The sequence below is a fragment of the Fodinicola feengrottensis genome, assembly GCF_039530045.1.
GTDB lineage: Bacteria > Actinomycetota > Actinomycetes > Mycobacteriales > HKI-0501 > Fodinicola > Fodinicola feengrottensis.
The window spans coordinates 162,154-188,207 of the sequence record NZ_BAAANY010000008.1; the positions used below are offsets into that span (position 1 = coordinate 162,154).

Here is a 26,054-nt window from a genome sequence, read left to right on the forward strand (position 1 = left end):
GTGTCGTCGAGTGTGGGTTTTTGTCCCGCACTCGACGTCGAGCCTGCGTGGTGCGAACCGGACAAAACTCTACCCAAACACGGTCACGCTGTCCGCAGTCGGCCATTTGTGTGCTCGTACGGCTCAAGGGCTGCTTAAGAAGCTTGTGGTCTCACAGTCACCGGCTTAGGTTGAATTCCGAAGTGGCGCTGATTCGTGGTTCCACCGAGTCGGCGTTGCTTCGGTGCGGTCAAGCCAAAACCCCGGTTCCGGTTCACCCCTGCATTTTCCTGATTCGGTAGGAGCTCCTGTGGATAGACGCCGCCTGCTCGCGACCGGTTCGGCGCTCGCGTTGGCTGTTGCCTTTACCTTCACCGGCGGGATCTGGACTGCCGCCACCGCCGCGCCGTCGCCGGCGCCCGCGGTGGATGGCGCAGACGCCGGTGGCGCGGTGATCGTGGTGCTCAAAGACCAGCACCCGAACCTGAAACTGAGGGCGCAGGGGACGCAGCGTACGTCCACCACGCGATCCGATCAGACCTCGATCGTGCAGGACATCAAGGCCCACGGCGGTACGGATGTGACGCAGCTTGTCGCCGTCAACGCCGTCGCCGCGCACCTGTCGGCCGCCGAGGTCGATCGCGTCCGCCGTAATCCGGCCGTCCAACGGGTGGTCCCGGACCTGCCGTTGCTCGTACCGTCGAAGGTCGTTTCGAAACAGCAAACCGCACAGCTGAGCTCGAAACTGTGCCCGAAGGATCCGGCCAAGCCGTTCCTGGAACCGGAGGCGCTTTCGGTCCTGCACGTGGAAACCGGCAACAAGAACGACCCGGACCAGGCGTCCGCGATCGCTACCGGCAAGGGCGTGATCGTCGCGAACGACGGCATCGACGACCTCGCCGGCAACCCGAACTTCGTCCGGCCGGACGGCTCGCACGTGGTGATCGACGCCGCGGACTACACCAAGGACGACAGCGACGGCGAATATTACGGCGACGCGTCCTCGATCGCCGGACAGGGCCTGGTTGTTTACGACTACTCGAAAGAGCTGCCGTATTCCGGGCTGCCGGCCGGTTGTACGTTCCGCATCAAGGGCGTCGCGCCGGACGCCTCGTTGGTCGACACCAACAACATCGACACCCCGGAGTCGCAGAACGGCGAGGGCCAGACGACCTCGGAGTCGCAGGCGGTCGCCGGGATCGACCACGCGGTCGTGGTCGAACACGCCGACGTGATGTCCGAGTCGTACGGCTACACCCAGGCGCCCGGCCGGTATTCGCTGTTCTACGGCGCGAATGACGCGGCCGTCGCGGCCGGTGTCACGGTCGTCGTTTCCTCCGGCGACAGCGGCGTTTCCGGCACGGTGTCGTCGCCGGCCACCGATCCGCAGGTGATCGCGGTCGGGGCCACCAACACGCTCCGGCTCAACGCGCAGGCGTACGGCTATGACAACTGGATCAACAACGACATCACGCCGCTTTCCTCTGGTGGCACCGCGCCGAACAACCGGGTCGTCGACCTGGTGGCGCCCGGCTACGGCGGCGAGGCGGCCTGCAGCCCGGCCGGCACCGACTGCCCGACCAACACGCTCACTGAGGCATTCGGTGGCACCAGCCAGTCGTGCCCGCTGGTGTCCGGCGCGGTCGCCGACATCATCCAGGCTTACGCGGATTCCCACGGTGGCGCCAAACCGACGCCGGCGCTGATCAAGCAGGTCCTCACCAGCACCGCACAGGATGTCGGCGCGCCAGCCGATTTGCAGGGTGCTGGACTGCTGAATGTCTATGCCGCCGTACGGGCCGCTCAGCAGGTTCCGGGCGGTGCCGCCAACAACACCTCGGACTCGTCCAGTTTGGTCGCCTCCACCTCGCAAATCGCCGTCACCGGCGAGGCTGGTACGAGCAGTGCGCAGCAGGTCAGCCTTTACAACACCGGCAGCCAGCCGGCGCGGGTCGCCGGCACGTACCGTGCGCTGGACACCGCCAGCCAGCTCGGCAACACCGTCACCGAGCCGGTCAGCGCACCGGACCCGAGTCTGCCGGTGCCGGCCGCCGGAGCGCAGGCCGCCGCGCCGATCACCTTCACCGTGCCCGCTGGTCTGGATCGGTTGAACGCGGATCTGGTGATCCCGGATCCGACCAACTCGACGATCCTTTCCTTCACCCTGATCGATCCGAAGGGCCGGCTGTCGCAGATCTCCTACGACTACGGCAAAGTCGCTGCGCGTCCGGGCACTTTTGGTACCGTGCCGAACATCCAGCACGTCGAGGTAGCCGCGCCGACCAAGGGCACCTGGACGGTGAAGGTATTGTGGGCCAACGGCCGCTCGCACCTGCAGGAGCTGCCGAACGTGCCGGGTAGTTATCGCGGCAACGTTTCCTTCCGGGCCACCGGACAGCACTACACCACCGCGAAAGCTTCGGCGCCGGTCACGATTCCCAGTCACGGCAGCGTCACCGTGCCGCTGAACGTCAAGCTGCCGAGCGCTCCCGGCGACCACCCGGAGTCGGTGCAGTTCGCCGGCAGCAATGGCGGGCAGACCTCGCTGCCGGTGCTGCGTCGGACGCTGATTCCCACCAATGGCGGCAGTTTCAAGACGACGATCACCAGCAGTGTCGGTCGTGGCGTGGGTCAGATCAGCACGTACAATCTGGACGTACCAACGGGAAAGAACGAGCTCGACGTCACTTTCCACACCGCTGACGCGAGCGTCGACAACCCGCTGTCGTTCTACCTGATCGACCCGAACGGAAAGATCGTCGCCCGGGACACCACGCCCGCGACCACGCTGCAGGGCGTCGGGTCGGACAAGCCCACCGCGGACGCCGGTCTGGTGCAGGCCAAGCCGATCGCCGGTCGCTGGGAAATCGACGTGGTTCTCAACCTGACGACCAGTGGCAACGAATTCACCCAGACGGTGAAGGGAACGGTCGGATACAACGGATCCGCGGTCGGTGTGTACGCACTGCCCACCAATCCGACCGCGACTATTGCCGCTGGCAGTAGCAAACCGGTGAGTTTGCGGGTCACCAACCCGGCCGGGGTGGGCCGGTCGTTCCGGCTGACGAGCGCCACCGGCGATGTCACCGGCGGCGCGGTCAGCACGCCGATTTACCTGGCGGCCGGTATGACCGCGCTGTTCACCGCGAATGTCGTTCCGGTGGCCGCGCCAGGGACGGCAGTGCAGGGTACGCTTTACGTGGTGAGCAACACGAGCGTACGCAACGGAGTGCAGCAAATCGCCGCACTTCCGTACGCGTACACGGTAGGCGGGGTTTAGCTTGACTCCTGGGTAAGGCGTCTCGGCGCCTTACCCAGCTGCTGCTATCCAGTCGTCGACGGTGGTCACCTCGGCTTGACGCGGGAAGACTTTTCCCACCAATACCTGGTGGACTTCCGGGTCAGGGTCGAAGCAACCGTCGGACAGGACGGTGAGCTGGTAGTCGAGGTCGGCGGCCTGGCGCAGGGTGGACAGCACGACACCGCTGGTGGCGATGCCGGTCAGCACCAGATGCTCGATGCCGGCCGAGCGCAGCACCACTTCCAGGTCGCTGCCGGTGAAAGCGCTGACCCGCTTTTTGGTGACCACGATTTCGCCAGGCCGCGGCGCCACAGACTGATCGATGGCGGCGTGCGGATCGGCCTCGGTGAAGGCAGTTGGCGGCACCGCGGCGAATATCTTGTTACGTGCGTGCGCTTCCGGATGGCCGGTGCGAAAACCGATCACGACATGGATGACGGGAATGCCGGCCTCCCGGGCGGATCCGACCGCTCGCGCGAGTCGGGGCAGGTAGGTGCGGTCGGAGACGTGAGCGGTGATGGCTTTCTGTACGTCCATCACGAGCAGGGCGGATGTGGTCATGAGTCCTTCACTTTCCGTTATTTGGCGGCGATTTCAGTAGGTGCCGGTTGCTCGACGGGTGGCCGGCCGACGCGTGCCAGCGTCCGGTCCGCCGCGGTCACCACGAGGAACAGGACCGCGAGCACGAGCATGAACCAACCGAGGCCGTGCAGGCCGGCGGTGTCGGCGCGGTGTGGATAGAAGGCTCCGGCGGCGGCCGAGGCGATCATCGCGCCGAGGTAAGCGAAAGTGCGGAGCAGGCCGGCGGAGGAAGCCAGCCGGTCCGGGTCGGCTTGGTGATAGACGGCATTCTGCAGGGCAAGGCTGTTGAGGCCCTGCGGGAGGCCGAAAACAACGGCGACAATGACCAGCAGCCAGATCGGGCTGGTGGGTTGCAGCAGCAGCAACAAAACGCACGCCACGATCTGGGCAGTGGCTCCCACCAGCAGCTTGCCGCGAATTTCCGGACGCCGGCCGGTCGTCACCGAGACCAGGATCCCGGTCAGGAACAGTGGCAGCTGGGCCAGTCCGGCCTGCGACGGGCTCAGCCCGCGCCCTTCTTCCATCCATTGCGTGTAGCCAAAAAGCACCGCATAAGCCACCACGTAAGCGAGCATGCTGCGGATGTAGGTCACCAGCAGCGGCAGGTTACCGCCGAGCACTCGTACGTCCAGGAACGGGTTTTGAGTGCGCAATTCCCGGATGACCAGGCCAGCCGCCGCGGTCGCCGCGATCAGCGGCAAATACCAGTGCGCGAGTTGCGGGCTGAGCAGGAAAAGTAGCAGCGCCACCAGCATGGTCGCGAAAAGCGCCATGCCCGGCAGATCCAGCACAGCCAACGAACGTACGCTCGCGGCTCGGTCGTTCTTTGGCAGCCGAACCGCGCCGACAATCAGGCCGACGGCCGCCAGTGGGATGTTGATCGCGAGGGTGGTTCGCCAGCCGCCGAGGCCGATCAGCAGTCCGCCGAGGCTGGGGCCGATGACGGCGACGGTTTGGGTGGCGATCGCGAGCGTCGTCAGCACGCCCGCCGGACTGTCCCGGCCAGTCCGCGTCGCCTCGCTGCGAATCAGGTACATCGCGGCCGGATATCCAGCGCACGTACCAAAACCGAGCAACACCCTCGCGATCACCAGGACCGGCAGGTTCGGCGCGAACGTGCCGACCACGCCGGCGAGCCCAGTCAGTGCGGTGCCGGCGAGGAAAAGCCACCGCGGCCCGAACAGATCCACCAGCCGGCCGACCACTGGCTGCCCTATCGCGGTCGCCAGATAGAGAGACGCGACCAGCCACGCGGTTTGTGAAGGTGGAGCGCCGAAAGCGGCACCGATCGGGATCAGCGACACCGCGATGATCGAGGAATTGACCGGATTCAGCACCGAGCCCAGGATCATCGGCGCGAGTAGTCGTCGATCGAAAGTGTCGGCTTTCATTGCTGTATCAGCGTTTCCAACAGTGCGCAGGCGGTGATGATGGTCTGTCGCTCCTGCTCTGTCAGCTGGGATTGCAGCGAGCGAGCCAACCATTCCTCGCTGGCCTGTCGCCGGTCATTGATGTACGCGAGGCCGGCCTCGCTGACCGAGATGACCTGCCGCCGCCCGTCATGGGGATCTGGCTGGCGGTCGATCAGGTCGCGCTGGTCCAGCGCCGCGAGCGTCGCCGCCATCGACTGCGGGCGTACGCCCTCGGCCGCTGCCAAGGCGCTGGCCGACGCTGGGCCGGTTTTGTCCAGCCTGCTGAGCACGGCTGTCTGTGACGGCGACAGCCCCTCGGTGTCGTACATCTCCTTGAGCCGCCGCCGCAACCGGCTGAACACCACTCGCACATCGCGCGCGGCTCGTACGGCCGACGTGCCCTCGGTGATCTTGTCCATGCCCTCACCCTAGAACCTTCAGGTCAGACTGTCCAGTTCGAGCTGATCAGTTCAGCCTGTCGACTCATCAGTCAGGGTGACGAGGCGGGCCAGTGCGCGTACGACCGCGTTGATTCCCTCGGTCGGAGCTCCGCCGGGCTCGGTCAGGTAGATGTCCCGGCGGATCTCGATCATGAGCGCGGTGACAGCAGGGACTTCGCGATAGTGCTTGAGTGGGACGTACGCGCCACTGAAAGGCGTGTTCACGTCGAGGTCGCCGAGTGCGGAAAATGCTTCTGTCGCGGCAAAACGCAGCTGCCCGGGAGTGTGGAACTCGTCGACACCGAGGCAGATCGCCGGCCGGTTGCCGGTCGCGTGCAATTCGTACGGCAATGGCTCGCTGGGGTAGGAATGCACGTCGATAATGACCGCGCGGCCGGTCGCGGCTAACCGGTCGTCCACCAATTCGGTCATGGCCGCCGCGTAAGGATGGTAGTAGCGGTTGAGTAATTCCTCGATGTGGTCGGGATTTTCTGGCCGCAGGGGCTGACAGTGCGACGTGCGCAGGTAAACCGCTCCCATGCCAACCGTGCGCATTTCCTCGCGTTCGTCCGGAAACCTTTCCGGGTCGATGACCAGTCGTGACAATTCGTTGTGAAAAATCCATGGCCGGGTGTTCTTCGCCGCGCCGGACGCGATGAGCCCGGTGTGCGCGTCGGTCATCCGGTCCAGCTCGACGGCCAACGCGGTGTCGTCGAGGAGGATGTGCTTGCGGACGTACGCGGGCAGCGTCCGAGATCCATGCGGTACGTGCAGGATCACCGGGGACTGCGCCGCGCCGGGAACGATACGGAAACTCATCGCTCCATTGTCAGACCGCCTTGAACGCGCCGCCGTCGACTCTTGCCGGAGGCCGGCCGGCGGCGGCGCCGATACGCTGGGCACATGACGAAAGGGCGATGGCTGGCGCCGGTGGACCTGGCCGGGCTCGCGATCGGTGTGCTGGTGCTCTGTGCGGTGACCGCGATCGGTCAGCAGCGGCCGACCCTGCTGCCTTTGTGGCTCACTTTCTCGACGCCACCGCAAACCGCGATCACCGTCATCGTCGCCGTTCTCTGCGCCGGTGCTGTCTGGATCGCGCACCGGCATCCGTGGCCGCTCTTCCTGGTGGCGTCGGTGTTTTACGTGACTCAGTCGCTGCTGCCACCGGTGCTGGCCGCGGCTTACGTCGCCGGCAGCCGGTTGGTACGCCGGAAGCATCTCGTCTGGTTCTGTTGCGTGGCGGTCGCGCTGGTCATCGTCGTGACGTACGTGACCGGCGGCTCGGAGGTCCTGACCGCGGCCGCCAGCAACCTGGTTTTCGCCGTCCTCGGGTTCGCTGTTGGGCTGCTCGTACAGGCCCGCCGGCAGGTGGTCGAAGGCCTGCGCGAGCGGACCGAACAGCTGCAGCGGTCACACGAGATCGAGATCGAGCGGGCCCGGATCGCCGAACGAGCTCGGATCGCCCGCGAGATGCACGACGTGGTGGCGCACCAGGTTTCGCTGATGGTGCTGCACGCCGGAGGTCTCGAGATGCACCTGACAGAGCCGAAGCTGGCGGCCGAGGCGGAGCTGATCCGGACCACCGGCCGCGAGGCGCTGACCCAGCTGCGCCAGGTGCTCGGCGTGTTGCGCGAGGGCGACGCCGCGGTCGAACCGCCGCCGACGCTGGCCGACCTGGATCGCCTGGTGGAGAGGGCGGGGTTGCCCGTTACCCGCACCGTCGAGGGTGTCCCACGACCGTTGCCGGACGCGGTGGAACGCACGGCGTACCGGCTTGTCCAGGAGGCGCTGACGAACGTACACAAGCACGCCACCGGCGCGGCCGCCGAGATTTCGTTGCGCTACCTGCCATCCACGCTTGAAGTGTCGGTACGCAACGAGCCGCCGACGGCGGCCGTCCACTCGCTGCCGGGCAGCGGGCTCGGGCTGGTCGGCATCCAGGAGCGGATCGACCTGCTGCATGGCGACTTCGCCAGCCAGCGCCGCCTGGATGGCGGTTTCGTGGTGTCCGCACGCATCCCAACCTCCGGAGAGCCAGCATGATCCGCGTCCTGATCGTCGACGACGAGGCGCTCGTACGCGCGGGCCTGCGGCTCATCCTCGACCCGGCCCCGGACATCGAGGTGGTCGCGGAGGCCTCGAACGGCTCCGAAGCAAGCCAAGCGTGCCGTCGGCACCGTGTCGATGTGGTCCTTATGGACGTACGCATGCCGGTCATGGACGGCCTGACAGCGGCCGGCGAAATCGGCCGGCTGCCGGGTGCGCCGAAGGTCATCATGCTGACCACCTTCGATCTCGACGAATACGTCCATGCCGCCCTGCGCGCTGGCGCGGTTGGCTTCCTGCTGAAAGACACCCCACCGCAGGAGCTGGCCGGCGCCGTACGCACCGTCGCCGCCGGCAGTGCGATGCTCGCCCCGGCGGTGACCAAACGACTCATCGAGGAATTCGCCCGTACTCCCCAGAAATCCGCCCCGGCTCGCGCCCAGCTGGCCGCACTGACCGACCGGGAAACCACGGTCATCCGAGCGGTCGCCCGAGGGCTGTCCAATCACGAGATCGGACGCACGCTTTCGATGAGCGAGGCGACCGTGAAAACTCACGTGAGCCGCTCCCTTTCGAAGCTGGGCCTGACAAATCGCGTACAAGCCGCCATCCTGGTGCACGACGCTGGCCTGCTGGACTGAGCCCGACCACCGCAGTGTCGAGTATTTCTTGGTGATGGGTGCGGGGTTAGTCCGGTGATGACGCGATGGTGGTCGCGTAACGTATGTCCGCGCTGTTGTGTCTCTCGTTGAGAAAGGTTTCGGACATGCCCGAGCTCTACCCCGCAGGTGAGCCGTACGACCACGGAATGCTCGACGTCGGCGACGGCAACCGCGTCTACTGGGAGGTGAGCGGCAACCCGAAAGGCAAACCAGCGCTGAACGTCCACGGCGGCCCCGGAGGCGGGTTCTCGCCGACGCCGCGTCCGTCCGCGTTCGACCCGAGCCGCTACCGGATCATCCGCTTCGACCAACGCGGCTGTGGACGCAGTACGCCGCACGCGAGCGATCCGGCTACCAGCATGCGCTACAACACGACGCATCATTTGATCGCGGACATGGAGTTGCTGCGTACGCACCTGGGCATCGAACGCTGGATGCTCTTCGGTGGTTCTTGGGGACCCGCGCTGATCCTCGCCTACGCCCAGCGGTATCCGGACCGGGTGTCGGAGATCGTCCTGGTGTCCCTGACCACCGCTCGTCGCTCGGAAATCGACTGGCTGTATCGCGGCGTCGGCCGGTTTTTCCCTGAAGCCTGGGACAAATTTCGGGACGGAGTCCCCGAGGCCGAGCGCGACGGCGACCTGGTGGCGGCGTACGCGCGGCTGATGGAAAACCCCAGCGCCGACGTACGAGCGAAGGCGGCCATCGACTGGCTGACCTGGGAGGACGCCGTAGTGTCAGCGGAGCCAAGCGGATCGCTGAACGTCTACACCGGGCGGCCAGCCGCCGCCCAACTGGCCTTCGTGCGGATCTGCTCGCACTACTTCAGCAACGGCGCGTGGCTCGAAGAGGGCGCCCTGATCCGCAACGCTGACCGCCTGGCCGGCATCCCCGGCGTACTGGTCCACGGCCGGCTCGACATGGGCTGCCCCATCGGAACCGCGTGGGAACTCACCAAAAGGTGGCCGGATGCGGAGCTGATCGTCGTCGGCGACTCGGGACACACCGGCAGTGACGCCATGCGCGAGAATGTCATCAATGCGCTCAATCGATTCGCCCAGCAATAGCGCAACGGAAAGCAATCTGCGATGCTGCTCAATAAATCTCCCGATTCTACTTAATTTCGAGGAAATTTCTGCTTCACTCGGTAAATGGGACTCAGAAATCGAGTCATCGCCGGACCGGCCGGGCCGCTGGTCCGGGTCTGGGCCGCCGAGTGCGACAGCCCGACCGACTTCAGCTCTATCGCCTCGGTCAACCCGGGGATAGGTTTCGCACGTATTGGCGGCACCACGACGGTGCACCTGCGCGGCCCGGCGACAAAGGCTTCGACATTGTCGTGCCCACGTGACGCGGAATACTTCGGAGCCGATTTTCGCCTCGGGGCGTACCTGCCGCTGTTTTCTCCCGCCAGGCTGAGCAATCTCCGGGACGTGGTGCTGCCAACCCTGCCCGACGGCCGGATCCTGTTGGGCGGGCAGGCATGGGAGATGCCAACACCACAGAACGTCGATGTCTTCGTCGACCGTCTCGGGAAAGCTGGCCTACTGATACTGGATCCGCTTATCGAGGATCTGCGGTACGGCGACGCGGCCCGCACCATGCCGGAACGAACCGCACAAAGCCGGTTCGCGCGGGCTGTCGGCCTGTCGCGTCGCAAGCTGCAGGTGATCGAGCGAGCGCGACACGCAGCCCGCCTGTTGCGCGCGGGTACGCCCATCGTGGACGTGGTTTTCGGTACTGGGTATCACGATCAACCGCACCTGACCCGATCCCTACGACAGCTGATCGGCCACACACCGGCGGAGGTGCTGCGAGGAGGCGTGTTCCTGGACTTATGACCTGCGTTTCGGTACAAGACCAGTCCTCGCGTAAGCCGATACGGTCCTGGCCATGGGGCTTGTTGAATAGAAAGGCGGAGCGACCTCGTGCGTCAGATCATCAATTCCACCTATGTCACCCTCGACGGTGTCATCCAAAACCCGCAGAACTGGCCATCGCCCGGCGGCTTCAGCGACCAAGGCAATCAGGTGCAGACAAAGCTGCTGGAGCGATGCGACGCGGTGTTGATGGGCCGGCACACGTACGACCTGTTCGCCCCGGTGTGGTCAGCCCGCTCCGGCGACCCGCTCAGCGAGCGTATGAACGCACTCCCCAAATACGTTGTCTCGGCGACCCTTACCGATCCGCAATGGCACAACACGACCGTCATCGACCATGACCCGATCGAGACCATCCGCGAACTCAAGCAGCAATCCGGCAACGACATCGTGCAGTACGGTTTTGGCGCCCTGTCCCACGCACTTATGGCCGCGGGACTACTCGACGAGCTGCGGCTATGGATGCACCCGATCTTCGTCGGCACCGGGACGGCCGGCGACCTGCTCTATCGTCCTGGTTCGTCCGGCAGCTTCGAACTCATCGACTCGACCAGCCTCGACAGCGGCGTCGTGATCCTCAGCTACCGAAGCCCGGCAGCCTGAACAGGACGCAAGATCCGGTCAGAGTCTCGTACGGACACCGAGCAGGCGCGCCAGAACTCGCCGTCGAAGGCGAGTACGTCATCGGCGTGTGCCGTGACAGTCCCGCTGAACGGATGACCGAAGGGCAACGGGAAAGTCCAGCCCGCGCCGGTCACCGCCGACCGCGGTCCACCGACCGGAGCCTTCCATTCGTCGACCGGTGAGCCGTCCTGCCAGCTCACCGCTCGTACGTTCGCGCCGGACAGGTCCAGCTCCAAGTCGTCGGGCCCAAGTCGTACGAGGGCCAATTCACCATCGTGCTGGCGGAGGGTGATCGCGGCGGAAGGGCTAGCGGTGAGGGTTCCGAGCAGCTCATGCAGGAGAGTGGCCAGCGCGTCCCAGGGGGCTGGTGGTCCTTGATCGTCGCCCCATTCCGACGAGCGCGCACCGATCGTGACCCGGTCCTTGGCGGCGCCTCTGGGCGGTGTCAGTGACACCGGTTCGGCGTGCCCGCAGGCGTCCACGGCGGCTCGTACGGCCGAGTGTTGCGGCTCGTCGAGACGGCCTGCGAATCTCCCGACCGGGCTCGGTGGCCGGGAGGCCCGGTCGATGGTCCGCCACAGCCGGTACGTGCCGTCGGCGTGCACCTCCAGTGCCTCGGCGTCCGGCGGTGGCGTGCCGCCGGACTGGCGGTAGGTGAGCAGCGGCATCAGTGGTCCATCGAAGGCGCCCACGTGCCGCCGAGTGCTTGCTGGACACAAGCGGCGAAGGCTCGTACGTGCCGGGGCTCGACCGGGTGCGAATGGTCGGACATATCGCCCATGATCGAGGTGGTGGTGTACTGGAACGATCCGACGAGCTGCTCACGCCAGTCGGAGATATCCTTGTCGTCCGAGTCGACCTGGGCCATGACGTCCGCGCTGAGTTCGACCGAGAAGAGGCTCTGATACTGCTTCGCGACCTGGTGGGTGAGGGCGTTCTCGGCCCGCTGGTAGTCCGGCACGATGTTGTTCGCGGCCAGCACGGCATTCACCATGCCCATTCGCCGGTGCTCCGCGGTCTTGTGTTTCTCGAAGAAACTTTCCTTGGCGTGCAAGGCTTCTCGCAGGCCACGAGCGGCCGCCTGGGCCTGCTCGACCGGGGCCGCGGTGGCCGGCGCGGGGGCATCGGTGACCCGTTGGAAATCCGCCGCGTCCCGCTCGTACTCGTCCTCCAGGCCGATCAGGTGGCCGAACTCGTGCGGCACCGACTGGGCCGCCCGGCTGTCGCCGACGTAGTAATGCCCGGCGTTGGCGCGGCCCTCGCCGTTGGTCACCTGGATGACGTGGCCGGCGCCCTCGTACGGGTTGAAGACGATTTGCTTCTTCTGTGTCGGGTCGGCCTGGTTGACCGCGCTGTAGTGGTTCCACGTCGAGCGGATGTAGCCGAACCAGGCACCCGACGGCACGGTGACGCCGGCGTCCGGTTTGAACTGCATCCCGACGTTGACGACGATCGAATCTGGAGTGATCTGCCAGCTGTACGCGCCGCGAATGCCGAAGGTGTTGCCGCCGACCTGCTCACCCTGGCTGACCTTGACGCTCTTGCCGGCCACGCCGTCGAGCACCCGGATCAGCCGGGCCGACGATGCGCTGTGCGCGGCCTGCCGGAGCTTTTCCCGGTCGCCCGGCTTCAGTTTGCTCACGGTGGCGACAACCGCGGTGTCGTCGAGGCCGGTGAGGAATCCGATGCCCTTCGACCAGTCGCCGGCGCTGACGTTCTTCTGGAACTCGGTGTCGTCCACGGTGCCGGTCGGGTCGCGCTGAACGCTGCGGTTTTCCCGTATCAACTGGACAACGGCCGCGTTGCCAGCCGACCGCTGCAGGCCGACCACCTGGTCGGTGAGCCCACCGCTGCGAGAGCGGGCCGGTGCTGCGCGGTGTCCGCCACCCGGCTCCAAGGCGCGCTCGTCCGGAATGCGCACCGTTGAACCTCCGCCGCCGGGGACCTGTGCTGCCCAGGCTATCGCCGCGCCGGAGATCGCGAAGTGCCTGGAAGACCAGCCTTTAGGGCAGCCGCTGACAGGGGTGGCCTTATGAACGGCTGAAAGTGCAGGCGTACGCCCGAAGGCCGCCATTACGCTGCCCCGCATGTCCACGAACGAGCAGACCCCGAGGGTCATTTTTGCAAGCCATGGGCAGCAGGCGGTGGCGGTGTCGCAGGACCTTCGTACGGTCGTGACGACCGACGACAACCTGGTCGCCGTCTATGACGCTTCGACCGGCGCGCTGCGGCACAGTTTCGAGACCGAGTTTCCAGAAGACATCAACAAAGTGCTCATTCATCCGGACGGGCGCCGGTTGCTGACCGGGCGCGGATACGACGGCGCGGTCGTGCGCATCCACGACCTGGAAAGCGGCACCGAGCTGGACCACTTCGGCATCAACGACGACACTCTGGGTTTCTTTCTGTTGCCGGATAGTCGTCGTGTGCTCACCGGCTATTGTCAGCTCGATATGTGGGACCTTGACAACGGATTGCTGGGGCCGTTGTGGACTCAAGACGACTGCGCGAGTTGCCTGGAGCCGATGCTGCACCCGAACGGCGAGTGGATCATCAACCGGGACGACGATCGGATCGCCTATTTCTCGGTGGCTGATGGATCGCTCGTACGGGAGCTCAAGGTTGCCCACGACGACCCGGGCATGCTGGAGGAGGTCGATCACGGCGCGTTGTTGCTTCCGGATGCTCGGCGGGCCGTTTTCGCGGTGGGCAATGGAGTGCCGGTTCTAGAGGTTTTCGATATCGAGACTGGAGAGCGGTTCTCGCCGTTGGAAGGTCATGCCGGTCAGGTGCAGGCTTTGGCTTTGTCGCCCGATGGTGACAGGTTCGCTTCGGTGGCTGACGACGGTTTCGTACGAGTGTGGGACAGCATTTCGCTGGAATGCGTCTGGACGGCAAAAGCCCATGAAGGCAAGGCCGCTGATGTGACGTTCTGCGGTAACGAGGCGGTCATCACCGTCGGCGCGGACGGCGATGGCCGGCTGTGGGACGTGGTCTAGGTGTCGAGCCCGAGGGTCACTTTTGAGGGACATGGGCGACAGGCGGTCGCGGTGTCGCCGGATCTTCGTACGGTCGTCACGACTGATTACAGTTTGTTCGCCGTCTATGATGTTGCGACTGGGGAGTTGCTGCGCAGTTTCGAGACTGAATACACCGAAGACTGCAACCAGTTACTCATTCATCCGGACGGTCGACGGTTGCTGAGCGGGAATGGTTCTTTTGGCGCGGTCGTACGGGTGCACGATCTGGAAAGCGGCGTCGAGGAGGCCGCTTTCGGAATCTCCGATGACACCCTGTATTTCCTTCTGCTGCCGGATAATCGCCGCATCCTCACCGCGTACCTTCAGCTCGACCTGTGGGATCTCGACGGTGAGCTGACGGAGCCGTTGTGGACCCAGGACAAAGAACCGGGTGGGTCGCCGTCCGTGCTGCATCCCAACGGGGAGTGGATCATTAGCCGCTGTGGGGAGCGGCTGATGTATTTCTCGGTTGCCGATGGATCGCTCGTACGCGAAATCAAACTCGCTCACGATGACCCGGAAATGCTGGCGGAAGCCGATAGTGCTGGTTTGATTCTCCCGGACGGTCGGCGGGTCATTTTCGCGATAGACAATGGAATTACGGCGATGGACGTCTTCGACACGGAAACCGGTGAGCGGCTCCCGCCGCTGCAAGGCCACACCGGCCAGGTGCTGGGGCTGGCTTTGTCGCCCAGTGGTGACAGGTTTGCCTCGGTGGCCGCCGATGGTTTCGTACGGGTGTGGGACAGCACTTCGCTGGAATGCATCTGGACAGTAAAAGCCCATGAAGGTAAAGCGGCTGACGTGACATTCTGCGGTGACAACGCGGTCATCACCGTCGGCGCGGACGGCGATGGCCGGCTCTGGGACCTCGACTAACGTTCACATCCAGCCGCGAGACCGGCGCACGTAGACGATTTTCACGGCCTGCACGGTGAGGACGTACGAGAGCAGAATGAGCGGCAGCCAGCCGAAATACGCGGTTGGTAGGGCGCCCATGTGCAGCGCGCCGGCCAGCGGGGACAGCGGGATGAGCAGGCCGGTCAGCAGCACGATGGACGCGGCCGCCAGCACCGGGCCGGACGGGCGGTGGGCACGCAGGTTGGTCGCGCGGGTACGCAGAACGAGGACGACCAGCACCTGCGACGCGAGGCTTTCCAGGAACCACCCCGCCTGGAAAGCCGGCGTAGTGGTGCCGAGCACCCACGCCAACACCCCGAAGGTCGCCACGTCGAACAGCGAGCTAACCGGCCCGAACACCAGCATGAAACGGGCCAGTCCGGCGGCGTCCCACCGCCGCGGCGCGCGCAGGTAGCTCTCGTCGACGCGGTCCCACGGCAGTGCCAGTTGCGCCGTGTCGTAGAGCAGGTTCTGCACCACGAGCTGAATGGGCAACATGGGCAGGAAAGGCAGAAAGACACTGGCAACCAGCAGGCTCAGCACGTTCCCGAAGTTGGAGCTGGCGGTCGCGTGGACGTATTTGAGCGTGTTGCCGAGCGTACGGCGGCCTTCGGTGACACCGGCGGCGAGGACGCTCAGGTCGCGCTGGGCGAGGATCACGTCGGCGGCATCCTTGGCCGCGTCGGTCGCGGTGGTCACCGAGATGCCGACATCGGCCGTACGCAGGGCAGCGGTGTCGTTGACGCCGTCGCCGATGAACCCCACGGTGTGGCTGGCTTCGCGCAGAGCGGCGACGACCCGCGCTTTTTGGGGCGGGGTAAGGCGAGCGAAGACGCTGGCGCCGGTCACCAGCGCCGGCAGCTCGGCGTCGGTGGTTGCCTCGACCCGGTCTCCGAGCACCACCTCACCGGGATCCAGGCCGACCTGCTCGCAGACCTGGGCGGCCGCGTACGGGTTGTCGCCGGTGAGCATCTTGACCGCGACGCCGTGCTCCCGGAGGGTGGCCACCGCGGCCGCGGCGCCGGGTGCGATCGGGTCGACGAACCCGAGGAAGCCGCGCAGCGTCAGGTCGCGTTCGTCGCGGGCGGTGTAGTGCTCGAGTCGCGCCGGGACGTGCCCAGTGGCGATAGCCAGCAGTCGTACGCTGCGCTTCTCGAATCCGGTGGCCAGTTCAGTGAGCGCGTGTCGGCGCTCGTCGGTCAGATTGCCGTTCGGCTCGGCCGTACAACGAGCCAGCACCTCGTCCGGAGCGCCTTTGGTGATGAGCAGGTGCTCATCGCGACTTCGCTGGACAACGATGGTCGAGCGGCGTCGGACGTGGTCGAAGGGCACTTCGTCGACCTTGCGGTAGAGCGCGTCGGGGACCGCCCCGGACCGGGCCGCGATCGCCTCGTCCAGCCGGTTGTCCGCGACATCCTGGAAATGGCAGGCCAGCCCGGCGTAGTCGACGACCTCCTCATCGGCCTGCCCGGCGGTGTCGAAGCCTTGGACGTACGCGATGCGGTCCTCGGTCAGCGTGCCCGTCTTGTCCACGCACAGCACGTCCATTGCGCCGAGGTCCTGGATCGCACCGAGCCGCTTCACGATCACCTGCCGATGCGCCAGCAACACCGCGCCACGGGCCAGGTTGCTGGTGACGATCACCGGCAGCATCTCCGGGGTCAGCCCGACCGCGACCGCCACCGCGAACAGCAGCGCCTGCGCCCAGTTCGCCGTCACGATCCCGTTCACCACCAGCACAAACGGCGCCAGTACGAACATGAATCTGAGCAGCGTCCAGCCGACCGCTCGGACGCCCCGGTCGAAACTCGACTCGCGGGCGGTGCTCCGGGGCGTACGCGCCATCGCACCGAACCGGGTGCGCGGCCCGGTCGCGATCACCAGCCCGGTGCCGGTGCCGCCGACCACCGACGTGCCGGCGAAGCAGACCGACGACGTGTCGTCTGGGGCGTCCTTATGGACCGGAAGCGTCTCGCCGGACAGGGCCGACTGGTCCACCAGCAGGTTCGTCGCCGACAGCAGCCGTACGTCCGCTGGTACGAGATCGCCAGGCATCAGCTTGACGACATCTCCGGGAACCACGTCGTCGAACGGCACCTCCCGGTCCATCGGACGGGCGTCGGCAGTGGCCCGCCGGCGTACCGTCGCGGTCGTGGTCACGCTGTCCTTCAGGCCCCGCACCGCACGCTCCGACCGGGCCTGTTGCCACCACCGCAGCGCCACGCTCAGCGACACCATCACCGCGACCGTGATCGCACCACGCAGGTCGCCCAGCAGCGCGAACACCGCCCCGAGGCCAGCTAGCAGCCCAACGAACGGGCTGGCCAGCGCTGAGCGGGCACGCATGGGGACCGAAGGTGCCAGGTCCGCGTCGAGGGTGTTCTCGCCGTACGCGTGCAGTCGCTCGGTGGCCTCGGTCTCGGTCAGGCCCCGGAGCGAGCTGGCGGAGTGGCCGAAGAGCGGTACAACGCGGGTCACGGCATGGTCCTCACGGTGAAGAGCCTACGGACCCGTTCGCACCGTGACAGTTAGACACTTGCGCAAGCGTTGCCGCTGCTTCACTCTTGTCGTACGAACCGCAGAAAGGACGGCTGTGCCCGCACCCACCGGCGACCATCCACCCCTGCCCGCCGACACCCTGCAGGATGCGGCGGCCATCTTCGGCATGCTCGCGGCCACTGCCCGGACGCACATCATCTGGCTTCTCGCCGACGGCGAGAAGGACGTTGGTACGCTTGCCGCCGAGATCGGCCAGACGGTCGCCACCACCAGCCAACACCTGGCCAAACTCAAGCTCGCCGGCCTGGTCGGGGCCCGCCGAAATGGCCGTCACCAGCATTACTTCGTCGACAACCCGCATCTGGTCGATATCGTGGAACGCGCGGTCGCGAGCCAGTCCGCCACTCCGGTGAAACGTCGCCGATCCGCTGTCTGAGCTGTCCCGAAGGTGAGTGCGCGTGCTGGATAACCTGGACCTGACGAAGATCATCCTGCTGCTGGTGGTGGCGATGCTGGTGGTCGGCCCGCAGCGGTTGCCGGGGCTGATCCAGAGCGCGGCGCGGATGCTGCGCACCATGCGTGAGATGGCTCAGGGCGCGACCCAGCAGCTGCAGAACGAGCTGGGCACGGACCTGGACGTGAGCGACCTGAATCCGCGCACGTTCGTCCGCAAACACCTGCTGTCCGATGTCGACCAACAGGCTTTGCTGGGGCCGTTGAAGGACGCTTTCAGCGAGGTCAACGAGGCAACGGCGACGGTCAGTGCCGAGCTGGACCTGACCAAGACCCTGCCGCCCACGAAGACTGTGCCGCTTACGAAGACTGTGCCGCTCACGAAGGCGGCCATTGACCCGGAAAGCACCTGACAAGTCCCAAGCCGGGTTCAGGTAATAGTCAAACACTTGCGCAATCAACGTGGCATGAGTCAGGCTGCCTGAAGTGATTCGGTTCCTGAGCCCGTGGTGGCTGCTCCTGGTCCTGCCGGTTCTCGCGACGGCCGGTGCGTACGTGTGGACGCAGCTGCGGGGCAAGGTGGCCGGGGTGCGGTTCAGCAACGTGGACCTGCTGACCAGACTGGTGCCCAAGACACCTGGCTGGCGGCGCCACCTGACGGCGACCGCGTTTTTGTTGGTGTTGCTGGCGATGGCCACCGGGATGGCGAAGCCGTCGGTGGACGTGAAGGTGCCGTTGGAGCGGGCCACGATCATGCTGGCGATTGACGTTTCGCTGTCGATGAAGGCAACCGACGTCACCCCGAACCGGATCGTCGCGGCCCAGCAGGCGGCGAAACTGTTCGTGAAGGAGCTGCCGGCCAACTACAACCTCGGGCTGGTCGCGTTCGCGAAGACCGCCGAGGTGAAGGTGTCGCCGGGAAAGGACCGCGGTGTGGTGCTCGCCGCGATCGACGCGCTGCAGCTGCAGGAGTCAACGGCCATCGGCGAGGCGATTTTCACGTGTCTGGACGCGATAGCGAGTGTCCCGGCCGACGGCGCCTCGGGGGCGCCGCCGGCTCGGATCGTGTTGATGTCGGACGGATACACCACCTACGGACGGCCGAACGCCCAAGCCGCGGCGGCCGCGAAGAAAGCCCGCGTGCCCGTGTCGACGATCGCTTTCGGCACTCTGGACGGCACAGTTGAGCTCTCCGGGCAGCAAGTCTCGGTGCCGGTCGACCGCGACGCGTTGCAGAAGGTCGCTACCCAAACCGATGGCCGCTATTACGAGGCCGCCAGCAGCGACGCCTTGAAAAGCGCCTACGCCGATCTGGGCAGCTCGGTCGGCTACCACACCGAATCCCAGGAAGTCACCCAGTGGTACGCAGGTTTGGCTCTGTTGTGTGGATTCGCGGCCGCCGCGATGAGCCTGATGTGGGCGCCGCGGCTGCCGTAGGGTCATCCGATGGCGAGCTGCACGATGCGTACGACCACCAGTGCCACCGCGATCAGGAGATAGCCGCGCAGCACCGCGAGACCGAGCCGCCGCCCGGTCGAGGGCTCCGGGCGATCCAGCTGTGCCAGCGGCGGCATCCGCCAGGTGCTCCGGCTCGTACGATCGATCGCCGCACGAGCGCGCCGGCGAAACAGCGACACCGCACCAATCGCCAATCCCGCCAACGAGCCACCGATCAGAATGCCCAGGATCTGGCCGCTGGTGATGGACGGAAAGAGCACGCTCGCGGTTAGTACGACCGAAAGCATCACCAAGACCGCGATCACCAAAGTGGTGAAAATATTCAGCTTGCGGCCGTTCACCCAAGGCCCCAGGACGGCTTTGTCGTTGCACAGCAGCAGAAGGAACACCGACGCGGACGGCAGCAGCACCCCGGCCAGTGTTTGCACGCCCTCGGTCAGCAGTCCCAGCGGGCTGCCCGGAATCACCACGATCGCCGCCGCGATCGCCATCAGCAGCCCGAAAACCGCGTAGAAGCCCTTGGCCTCGGTCGGCCGGCGATGCAGGGAGTGTTTCATGCCGGTCACGTCCGCCACCGCGTAAGAGGTCGAAAGACCGACCGCGGCGGCACCGATAATCGAGGCGTCGATCAGGGCGATCGCGAACAGCACTCCGGCCGTACGGGAGACGTAATGTCCGAGTCCGGTCGCGACCGCGCCGGCGTCGGTGAAGTTCCCGAATTCCCGGTGACCGGCGAAAACCGCCGCGCTGAACGCCATCATCGCGACCCCGCCAACGATCACCACGACGATGCCGATCCACAGGTCGGCCTTCTCGTACCGGATGAACCGCGGCGTGATCCGCTTGTCGATCACGTACGACTGCTGGAAAAACAGCTGCCAGGGCGCCACGGTCGTACCGACGATGGCGATGATCAGCAGCATCACCGTGGACAGTTCGGCGCCACCGGGCAGTCCGGGCAGCACGAAGTCGCGGGCGATCTGGCCGACCGGCGGGTGCGCCATCAGCACAATCGGCACCAGCAACAGGCTGCCGGCCACCAGCACCAGGCAAGCTCGTTCGAACCGGCGGAACGAGCCGGTGCTGACCGCGGCCATGATCACCAGTGCCGCGACAATCACTCCCGGCACGGTCGGGATTCCCAGGTATGACAAGCCAAGGCTGATGCCGATGAATTCGGTGACGATGGTCAACGCGTTCAGCGCAAAGAGGTCGATCACGCTGAACGCGCCCCAGAACTTCCCGAACCGCTCCAAAATCAGCCGCGCGTGCCCCACCCCGGTGACCGCGCCGAGTCGCAGCACCATTTCCTGGTTGACGTACAAAACCGGGATCAGCAACAGCAAAGTCCACAACAGTCGGGTGCCGTAGTTCTGGCCGGCCTGCGTGTACGTGCCGAACGCGCCGGCATCGTTGTCGCCGACCATCACGATCAGCCCGGGGCCGACGATCGCTATCAGCGTCTTGAATTTCGCCGCGATCGTACGACGAGGTGCGTCGTCGTCCTGCCGGATGGTGCCGAACGCGCCGCGAATATCGCCGGTGTGCGCGGTGTCCAGCACCGCAGGTGCGGTTTTGGTCAAAGCCGTCTTGGTCAAAGTGGTGTTGGACATGGCGAAACCTGCCTCACGGCATGGCGATGCGACCCTCGCCCAGTGATGGGCGCGGGTTAGCAACGCAAAAGGAAAAGTTCAGATCAGCAAGGGAAAAGACGCGATGGCAGGGCCGTACTATGTCCGTCGTCGGAACTCACGTCGACCCACCTCCTCGCGCTCGCGTCCTGCTACGAAAACCGCATGGCCGCAGATGCCGCCGGGCCCAAGAGTGCACCCCAGTGACCCCAACTGTCAACTACTTGCGCAAGTGAGCCACCCCACCTGGGGAGGCGCTGTTTGGCCCGGTGTCTGTTGGGTGACCGGCTCACGCCTGTGGCCGGTGTGATGGATGGGGCGTCTTTTCTCTTGATCATGGGATAATCCCGCACTTTGAACGCGCGCGCTCTATGTTTCGTTGGGGTTATTGTGAAAGTATGCAATTCCTGATCACCCGTACGCGACCAAAATGTCGGTGCCGGCGGTAGAATTAATGTCATGGCCGCCGGCGATGACCTCACTGCTCCAGAGCTCTGGAGGTGTGACCCGGACGAGCTCGGTGAGCTGCTACAGGAGAAAGAAAAAGCGGTCCGGCTACTGCAGGTCGAAGTGCTGGACATTGTCGCGGCGATCCACCGGGGAAACGTCGGCAAGACGCTCGGGCACCGCAACACCCTGGGGATGCTGCAGGATCTCCTTCGACTGTCCCCCACGGAGGCGTCCCGGCGTTACAAACGGGCCCTGAACCTGTGCCCCAGCCAAGCCCTGACCGGTGAAACCCTCGCGCCCACACTCAGCATAGCGAGTGAGGCGATGCGTCGCGGTGAGCTCGCCGATTCACAGATGGACACGATTGTTGGGGTTGTTAACAGGCTCCCGGCTAGGGTGACCATCAAGGATCGCGAGGAAGCCGAAGCGTCGCTGGTGGAGTACGCGAAACGGTACACCGCACCAGGCCTGGCCAAAGTCGGGCGACGCATCCATGACCACCTGGACCCTGACGGACCCGCGCCCTCTGAACACGAAAACGAGAAACCACGCCGCGAACTGTCCTTGCACACCGGGACAGATGGACGGCTGAACTTCAGTGGCTCGTTCGACGGTGAAACCGGCACTTTGTTCAGTGAGATTCTGAGCCCACTGGCCAAACCCCGCCCCGCTGAGAATGGCACCCCTGATCAGCGGTCAGTGTCCGAGCGCAACGGGGACGCGTTAGCGGAAGCGTTGAATCTGATCGCGGACTCCGGGAAACTCCCGATTCAGGGTGCCGAGCGGCCGCATCTCACCATCACCATGAGCTGGGACATGCTGCGGGAACGGCTCGGAGTCGCCTACCCACACAGCGGCGCACCCATCTCCCCAGAAGGCGTCCGCCGGCTCGCGTGTGACGCGGACATCATCCCGATCGTGCTGGGCAGCGACAGCGTACCGCTGGATGTCGGACGCAACGAACGACTCATCACACCAGCCCTACGCAAAGCACTCATAGCACGAGACAAAGGCTGCGCCAGATGCGGCCGACCACCCCGCTGGACGAGGGGGCACCACGTGCAGCACTGGGCTGATGGTGGGGCTACTTGCCTTGAAAATTGCGTGCTCCTGTGCGACCGGTGCCATCGTTTAGTGCACCACGGTGGTTGGGATGTACGCATTGTTGACGGAATTGTTGAATTCCTGCCGCCAGCGTACGTTGACCGCGAACGAAGACCCATCCGCGGCATCAACCAACTCGCCGCATAGAAAATATCCACCTGGCCGCCGGGCAGCACCACACCCGGCGGCCCGCAACCCTGCCCTCGTGCGCAAGATCCTGCGAGGCAGGGGATCACCTGGCCGCGAAAGGACGTCGCCCTGGTAGCGAAGGCGGATGAGTGCGCTGGGCTTGATCCTGGCGCGGCTGGGGTCGTTGACACGGATTTCGGTGGGTTGCGGCCGCTGGCGATGAGGGTGAAGTAGCGTTTGAAGATGCCCATCTCGTGGGTGCGGAGGCGGCTGTCCGGGTCAGTCGGTGTCGAAGTGGCCGGCGTACTGGGGGAGCACCGCGCGGAGGTGATCGACTTTCAGGTTTCGCGGGAACTTTATGTACGGGCCGGGAGGATAGAGGACGTAGTCACCGTCCTCGCGGCGCTTGACGTGATTTTCTTGGAGCCAGGCATTCTTGGGTTTGTCTGCTGGTTGAAACCGGGCAACCAGCGCGGCACTGTCGCCAGTGCCGTCCACCGCGATATGTTCGAGCGCGTCCCAGCGGACCGTGAAGGTCCGAGCCACCGTGACGACGGGCTTGCCGTCGTCAGAGCTAACTGTTCGGTAAGTGACAGTCAGTTTCTCGGCGTCCAGAGTGATCGCGTCCGGTCTGCTCCACAGCGGCATGAACCAGCCGCCCACTGCGCCGAGAACGAACCCGGACCCATAACCGACTATCATTCTGAGGAATCCTCGACCGACCAGGGCCCACCAATCCGTGAATGGATGAGGGCCACCGAAGAACAGGATGGCTATCCCGACCCCGAGCCAGGTCGTGAACTTGGCCATCTCCTCGGAATTGGTTGTGACCATGTCCTGCCTGGTGTTTGTGACCGTTATTGGGCTGGCGGGGAGTCGAGCTGGCTTGCGCCGGGTGATAGTGGGGGCACTCGGTGGTACGACGGTGGCGAGATTGTCCCGAATGGCAAGCAAAGCGGTGCGGACGCCCTTCGCGGTGCCGGGCCGGTCGCCGGCTTCCTTGGCCAGCAGGCACTGGACGAGGTCGGCGAGTTCGGTGGGTACGCCGGAAAGTCGGGGTGGTGGGCTGTCCAGATGTTGGTGGGCGAAAGCGGGATAGGACGGGCCGGCGAAAGGCGGCTCGCCGGCTAGCAACAAATGCAGGGTGGCGCCGAAGGCGTAGAGATCGGTGCGCTGGTGCACCGGGTCTCCGCGCCATTGTTCGGGAGCCATGAAGGGCGCGGTGCCGACGGTGTGGCCGGTTTTGGTGAAACGTGCGGACGCCTCGGCATACTGCGCTATTCCGAAGTCGCAGATTTTGACGTCACCGCCCGACAGCGAGATCAGGTTTTCCGGTTTGACGTCGCGGTGGACGACCCCGCGGTCGTGCGCGTACGCCAATGCCTCGGCGGCCTGCGCCATCAACTCCAGTGCCAGCTCGACCGGCAGGGCGCCACCCTTTTCGGTACGTAGGGCGGCGAAGGTGCGGCCGGTGAGCAGTTCCATCACGAAGTACGGGTGGCCGTCGTGGTCGCCGATGTCATGGACGACGGTGATTCCCGGGTGCTGGAGAGCGGCGGCCGTACGCGCCTCCTGTCGCAGCCGGGCCGTCAGCTCCGGATCGTCGTCCAGCGCGGTCAGCAGGATTTTGGCCGCTACCGGTCGATCCAGGTCCTGGTCGTGGGCGGCCCACACCTCACCCATGCCACCGCGGCCGAGCCGCCGGTCCAGTCGGTAGCGACCGCCCAACACGTCCCCAGCCCGCATCGTCAGCTCCCGAAGTATCGGGGGAGGGCGTCGCGGAGCCGCCCGACGTCCACTTTCTCCAGGTCACGGTCAGTCGGGCCGTAAATGGCGTAGCTGCCATCCTCGCGGCGTTGGAGGCCGTGTTCCACGGCCCAGGCCAGGGGTGGCTCGTTGGCTGGCCGGAAGCGGCCGACGAGTGTGGTGGTGTGTGTCTTTCCTTCGATGGCAAGGTGTTCCAGTGCGTCCCAGCGGACCGAGAAAGTACGCGGGGAAATCTCCACGACCTTGCCGTTCACCTTTCGTCTTACCCGCTGGGTGACGGTCAGCTGGTCGTTGTCCAACGTGACCGTATCAGTTTCTCCCATAGAACCTGACAACAAGCCGGCGAGCGTGCCGACAACGCACCCTGCGACGACGCCAATCAGCACTCCGGTCAGCAACATGACTGGCCATGGACCAAAGGCCAGCCACGAGTCACTGGGTGCCAGGAATGGCAGAGACACGCAGAGCACCACCACGAACAGCATAAAAGCGCGGATGCCGGACCGAATTCCCGCTCGTAGCATGGCGGCCCTGGTGTTGGTGAGTGTCGTCTGACCGGCGGATGGTCGGTCGGACCGGCGCTTGTGAACGGTCGGAGCCTGCGGGCCTACGGCCCCAGCGAAATTGTCCCGGATGGCGCGCAGGGTCTCGGCGACCTCACTCGCGCTGGCGGGCCGGTCGGCGGCCTTCTTGGCCAGCAGGCGATCCACCAGGTCGGCGAGGTTGGCGGGCACACCAGACAGTCGCGGCGGTGGGATTTCCAGGTGTTGGTGGGCGAAAGCCGGGAATGACGGACCGGCGAACGGTGTTTCGGCGGCCACCAGCAAATACAAGGTGACGCCGAACGCGTAGAGGTCGGTACGGGCGTCGACCGGATCGGCGCGCCACTGTTCGGGAGCCATAAATGGTGCGGTGCCCACTGTGTGGCCGGTCTTGGTGAAGCGGGCCGAAGCCTGCGCGTAGTGCGCTATTCCGAAGTCGCAGATTTTCACCCCGCCGGAATCCGAGATCAGGTTCTCCGGTTTGATGTCGCGGTGCACCACCCCGCGGTTGTGCGCGTACGCCAGCCCGTCAGCGACCTGCGCCATCAAGGCCAATGCCCGCTCGATCGGCAGGGTACCGCCGTTTTCGCTGCGTAGAGCGGCGAAAGTGCGACCGGTCAGCAACTCCATCACGAAATACGGGTGGCCGTCGTGGTCGCCGACATCGTGCACGACGGTGATGGCCGGGTGCCGCAGGGCGGCGGCCGTACGCGCCTCCTGCCGCAGTCGGGCGGCTAGCTCCGGATCGTCGTCCAACACCGCCAACAGGATTTTGACCGCGACCGGCCGGTCCAGCAGCTCGTCGTGGCTGGCCCACACCTCGCCCATGCCGCCTCGACCGAGCCGGCTGGCCAGCCGATACCGTCCGCCTACCACCAGCCCGGGCTCCACCGCGGTGCCACCTTCCCCGTGCCGCTGATTTGTGGAAACTTTAGTCGGCATCCGCCACTGAGTGACCGAACCGTTACCGGGGGCATAGCGAACGTCACAACGGGCCGCCGTACGGTCTGTCGGGTCAGCGCCGGAGGGATCCGCAGGTCAGCCGCAGGTGGCCACTCGCTCTTGTACGTTTTCCACAAACGTGGGCTGGTGGCATGCTCCCCTTACGACATTCCCCTACCAGCCGGAAGAGGGAAGTGTGTACGCGCAGAGGTCCGCATGAGCGGCCTGTCGTT

General features: G+C 65.5%; 22 protein-coding genes. 12 read left to right on the top strand and 10 right to left on the bottom strand.

Translation table 11 applies throughout. From position 1 onward, the window contains the following. Positions 1 to 289 precede the first annotated feature (289 nt). Positions 290 to 3,259, top strand: a complete 2,970-nt coding sequence (locus ABD301_RS10470; RefSeq protein ID WP_344309340.1) for a S8 family serine peptidase — start codon at positions 290 to 292, stop codon at positions 3,257 to 3,259. Between the two features lie 30 nt (positions 3,260 to 3,289). Here ABD301_RS10470 and ABD301_RS10475 read toward each other — a convergent pair whose 3' ends face one another. Genes ABD301_RS10475 through ABD301_RS10490 form a run of 4 tightly spaced genes read right to left on the bottom strand, consistent with a single transcriptional unit; the run spans position 3,290 to position 6,533 of the window. Then, positions 3,290 to 3,841, bottom strand: a complete 552-nt coding sequence (locus ABD301_RS10475; protein WP_344309342.1) for a cysteine hydrolase family protein — start codon at positions 3,839 to 3,841, stop codon at positions 3,290 to 3,292. A 17-nt stretch (positions 3,842 to 3,858) separates the two neighbouring features. Then, positions 3,859 to 5,253: an MFS transporter gene (locus tag ABD301_RS10480; RefSeq protein ID WP_344309344.1), complete on the bottom strand. Its 1,395-nt coding sequence runs from the start codon at positions 5,251 to 5,253 to the stop codon at positions 3,859 to 3,861. Then, positions 5,250 to 5,693 (bottom strand): MarR family winged helix-turn-helix transcriptional regulator, encoded by a 444-nt coding sequence (locus ABD301_RS10485; RefSeq protein ID WP_163572598.1) that lies wholly within the window; start codon positions 5,691 to 5,693, stop codon positions 5,250 to 5,252. The genes ABD301_RS10480 and ABD301_RS10485 overlap by 4 nt, the downstream gene beginning before the upstream one ends. Positions 5,694 to 5,744: 51 nt before the next feature. Next, positions 5,745 to 6,533: an N-formylglutamate amidohydrolase gene (locus ABD301_RS10490; RefSeq protein ID WP_163572599.1), complete on the bottom strand. Its 789-nt coding sequence runs from the start codon at positions 6,531 to 6,533 to the stop codon at positions 5,745 to 5,747. 84 nt (positions 6,534 to 6,617) lie between these two features. On the opposite strand from ABD301_RS10490, the gene ABD301_RS10495 reads away from it, so the two are divergent. The 5 genes from ABD301_RS10495 to ABD301_RS10515 all read left to right on the top strand — a co-directional run bounded on the left by ABD301_RS10495 (position 6,618) and on the right by ABD301_RS10515 (position 10,905). After that, entirely contained in the window at positions 6,618 to 7,757 is a 1,140-nt protein-coding gene (locus ABD301_RS10495; RefSeq protein ID WP_344309348.1) for a sensor histidine kinase, read from the top strand. Beyond that, positions 7,754 to 8,401, top strand: coding sequence for a response regulator transcription factor (locus ABD301_RS10500; RefSeq protein WP_163572600.1), 648 nt, complete (start codon positions 7,754 to 7,756; stop codon positions 8,399 to 8,401). The genes ABD301_RS10495 and ABD301_RS10500 overlap by 4 nt, the downstream gene beginning before the upstream one ends. A gap of 125 nt (positions 8,402 to 8,526) precedes the next feature. After that, positions 8,527 to 9,489: a prolyl aminopeptidase gene (gene pip / locus ABD301_RS10505; RefSeq protein ID WP_344309351.1), complete on the top strand. Its 963-nt coding sequence runs from the start codon at positions 8,527 to 8,529 to the stop codon at positions 9,487 to 9,489. Positions 9,490 to 9,573: 84 nt separating this feature from the next. Further along, complete coding sequence (locus ABD301_RS10510) at positions 9,574 to 10,263, top strand: AraC family transcriptional regulator (protein ID WP_344309353.1); 690 nt, start codon at positions 9,574 to 9,576, stop codon at positions 10,261 to 10,263. Positions 10,264 to 10,350: 87 nt separating this feature from the next. Further along, positions 10,351 to 10,905 carry a dihydrofolate reductase family protein gene (locus ABD301_RS10515; RefSeq protein WP_344309355.1) on the top strand — a complete coding sequence of 185 codons (555 nt, stop codon included), beginning with the start codon at positions 10,351 to 10,353 and terminating at the stop codon, positions 10,903 to 10,905. Here the strand turns inward: ABD301_RS10515 and ABD301_RS10520 are convergent. Beyond that, positions 10,884 to 11,594: a hypothetical protein gene (locus ABD301_RS10520; protein ID WP_344309357.1), complete on the bottom strand. Its 711-nt coding sequence runs from the start codon at positions 11,592 to 11,594 to the stop codon at positions 10,884 to 10,886. The two genes, ABD301_RS10515 and ABD301_RS10520, sit on opposite strands and share 22 nt — an antisense overlap. Then, the gene (locus ABD301_RS10525; protein ID WP_344309359.1) at positions 11,594 to 12,847 is read right to left on the bottom strand and encodes a hypothetical protein; all 1,254 of its coding nucleotides are present in this window, start codon (positions 12,845 to 12,847) and stop codon (positions 11,594 to 11,596) included. The genes ABD301_RS10520 and ABD301_RS10525 overlap by 1 nt, the downstream gene beginning before the upstream one ends. A 166-nt stretch (positions 12,848 to 13,013) precedes the next feature. Here ABD301_RS10525 and ABD301_RS10530 point away from each other — a divergent pair, with 166 nt between their 5' ends. Both ABD301_RS10530 and ABD301_RS10535 read left to right on the top strand, forming a co-directional pair. Continuing rightward, a complete protein-coding gene (locus ABD301_RS10530; protein ID WP_344309361.1) occupies positions 13,014 to 13,925 on the top strand; it encodes a WD40 repeat domain-containing protein in 912 nt (303 codons plus the stop codon). Continuing rightward, positions 13,926 to 14,825 carry a WD40 repeat domain-containing protein gene (locus ABD301_RS10535; RefSeq protein ID WP_163572605.1) on the top strand — a complete coding sequence of 300 codons (900 nt, stop codon included), beginning with the start codon at positions 13,926 to 13,928 and terminating at the stop codon, positions 14,823 to 14,825. 3 nt (positions 14,826 to 14,828) lie between these two features. Here the strand turns inward: ABD301_RS10535 and mgtA are convergent, their stop codons facing one another. Continuing rightward, positions 14,829 to 17,324 carry a magnesium-translocating P-type ATPase gene (gene mgtA, locus ABD301_RS10540; protein WP_344309364.1) on the bottom strand — a complete coding sequence of 832 codons (2,496 nt, stop codon included), beginning with the start codon at positions 17,322 to 17,324 and terminating at the stop codon, positions 14,829 to 14,831. A 115-nt stretch (positions 17,325 to 17,439) separates the two neighbouring features. On the opposite strand from mgtA, the gene ABD301_RS10545 reads away from it, so the two are divergent. From ABD301_RS10545 to ABD301_RS10555, 3 genes are all read left to right on the top strand, one after another. After that, positions 17,440 to 17,781 carry an ArsR/SmtB family transcription factor gene (locus ABD301_RS10545; protein WP_279582557.1) on the top strand — a complete coding sequence of 114 codons (342 nt, stop codon included), beginning with the start codon at positions 17,440 to 17,442 and terminating at the stop codon, positions 17,779 to 17,781. A gap of 22 nt (positions 17,782 to 17,803) precedes the next feature. Beyond that, positions 17,804 to 18,211, top strand: coding sequence for a twin-arginine translocase TatA/TatE family subunit (locus ABD301_RS10550; protein ID WP_344309367.1), 408 nt, complete (start codon positions 17,804 to 17,806; stop codon positions 18,209 to 18,211). A 73-nt stretch (positions 18,212 to 18,284) separates the two neighbouring features. After that, on the top strand, positions 18,285 to 19,235 hold the full coding sequence (locus tag ABD301_RS10555) for a VWA domain-containing protein (protein WP_344309369.1): 951 nt from the start codon (positions 18,285 to 18,287) through the stop codon (positions 19,233 to 19,235). 2 nt (positions 19,236 to 19,237) lie between these two features. On the opposite strand, the gene ABD301_RS10560 is transcribed toward ABD301_RS10555, so the two are convergent. Continuing rightward, positions 19,238 to 20,869, bottom strand: a complete 1,632-nt coding sequence (locus ABD301_RS10560; protein WP_344309371.1) for an NRAMP family divalent metal transporter — start codon at positions 20,867 to 20,869, stop codon at positions 19,238 to 19,240. A gap of 477 nt (positions 20,870 to 21,346) precedes the next feature. Between ABD301_RS10560 and ABD301_RS10565 the strand changes: the two genes are divergently transcribed. Then, the gene (locus ABD301_RS10565) at positions 21,347 to 22,588 is read left to right on the top strand and encodes an HNH endonuclease (RefSeq protein WP_344309373.1); all 1,242 of its coding nucleotides are present in this window, start codon (positions 21,347 to 21,349) and stop codon (positions 22,586 to 22,588) included. Positions 22,589 to 22,849: 261 nt separating this feature from the next. On the opposite strand, the gene ABD301_RS10570 is transcribed toward ABD301_RS10565, so the two are convergent. Together ABD301_RS10570 and ABD301_RS10575 are read right to left on the bottom strand one after the other, a co-directional pair. Continuing rightward, a complete protein-coding gene (locus ABD301_RS10570; RefSeq protein WP_344309375.1) occupies positions 22,850 to 24,316 on the bottom strand; it encodes a serine/threonine-protein kinase in 1,467 nt (488 codons plus the stop codon). A 2-nt stretch (positions 24,317 to 24,318) separates the two neighbouring features. Continuing rightward, a complete protein-coding gene (locus ABD301_RS10575) occupies positions 24,319 to 25,821 on the bottom strand; it encodes a serine/threonine-protein kinase (protein WP_344309377.1) in 1,503 nt (500 codons plus the stop codon). Positions 25,822 to 26,054 lie beyond the last annotated feature (233 nt).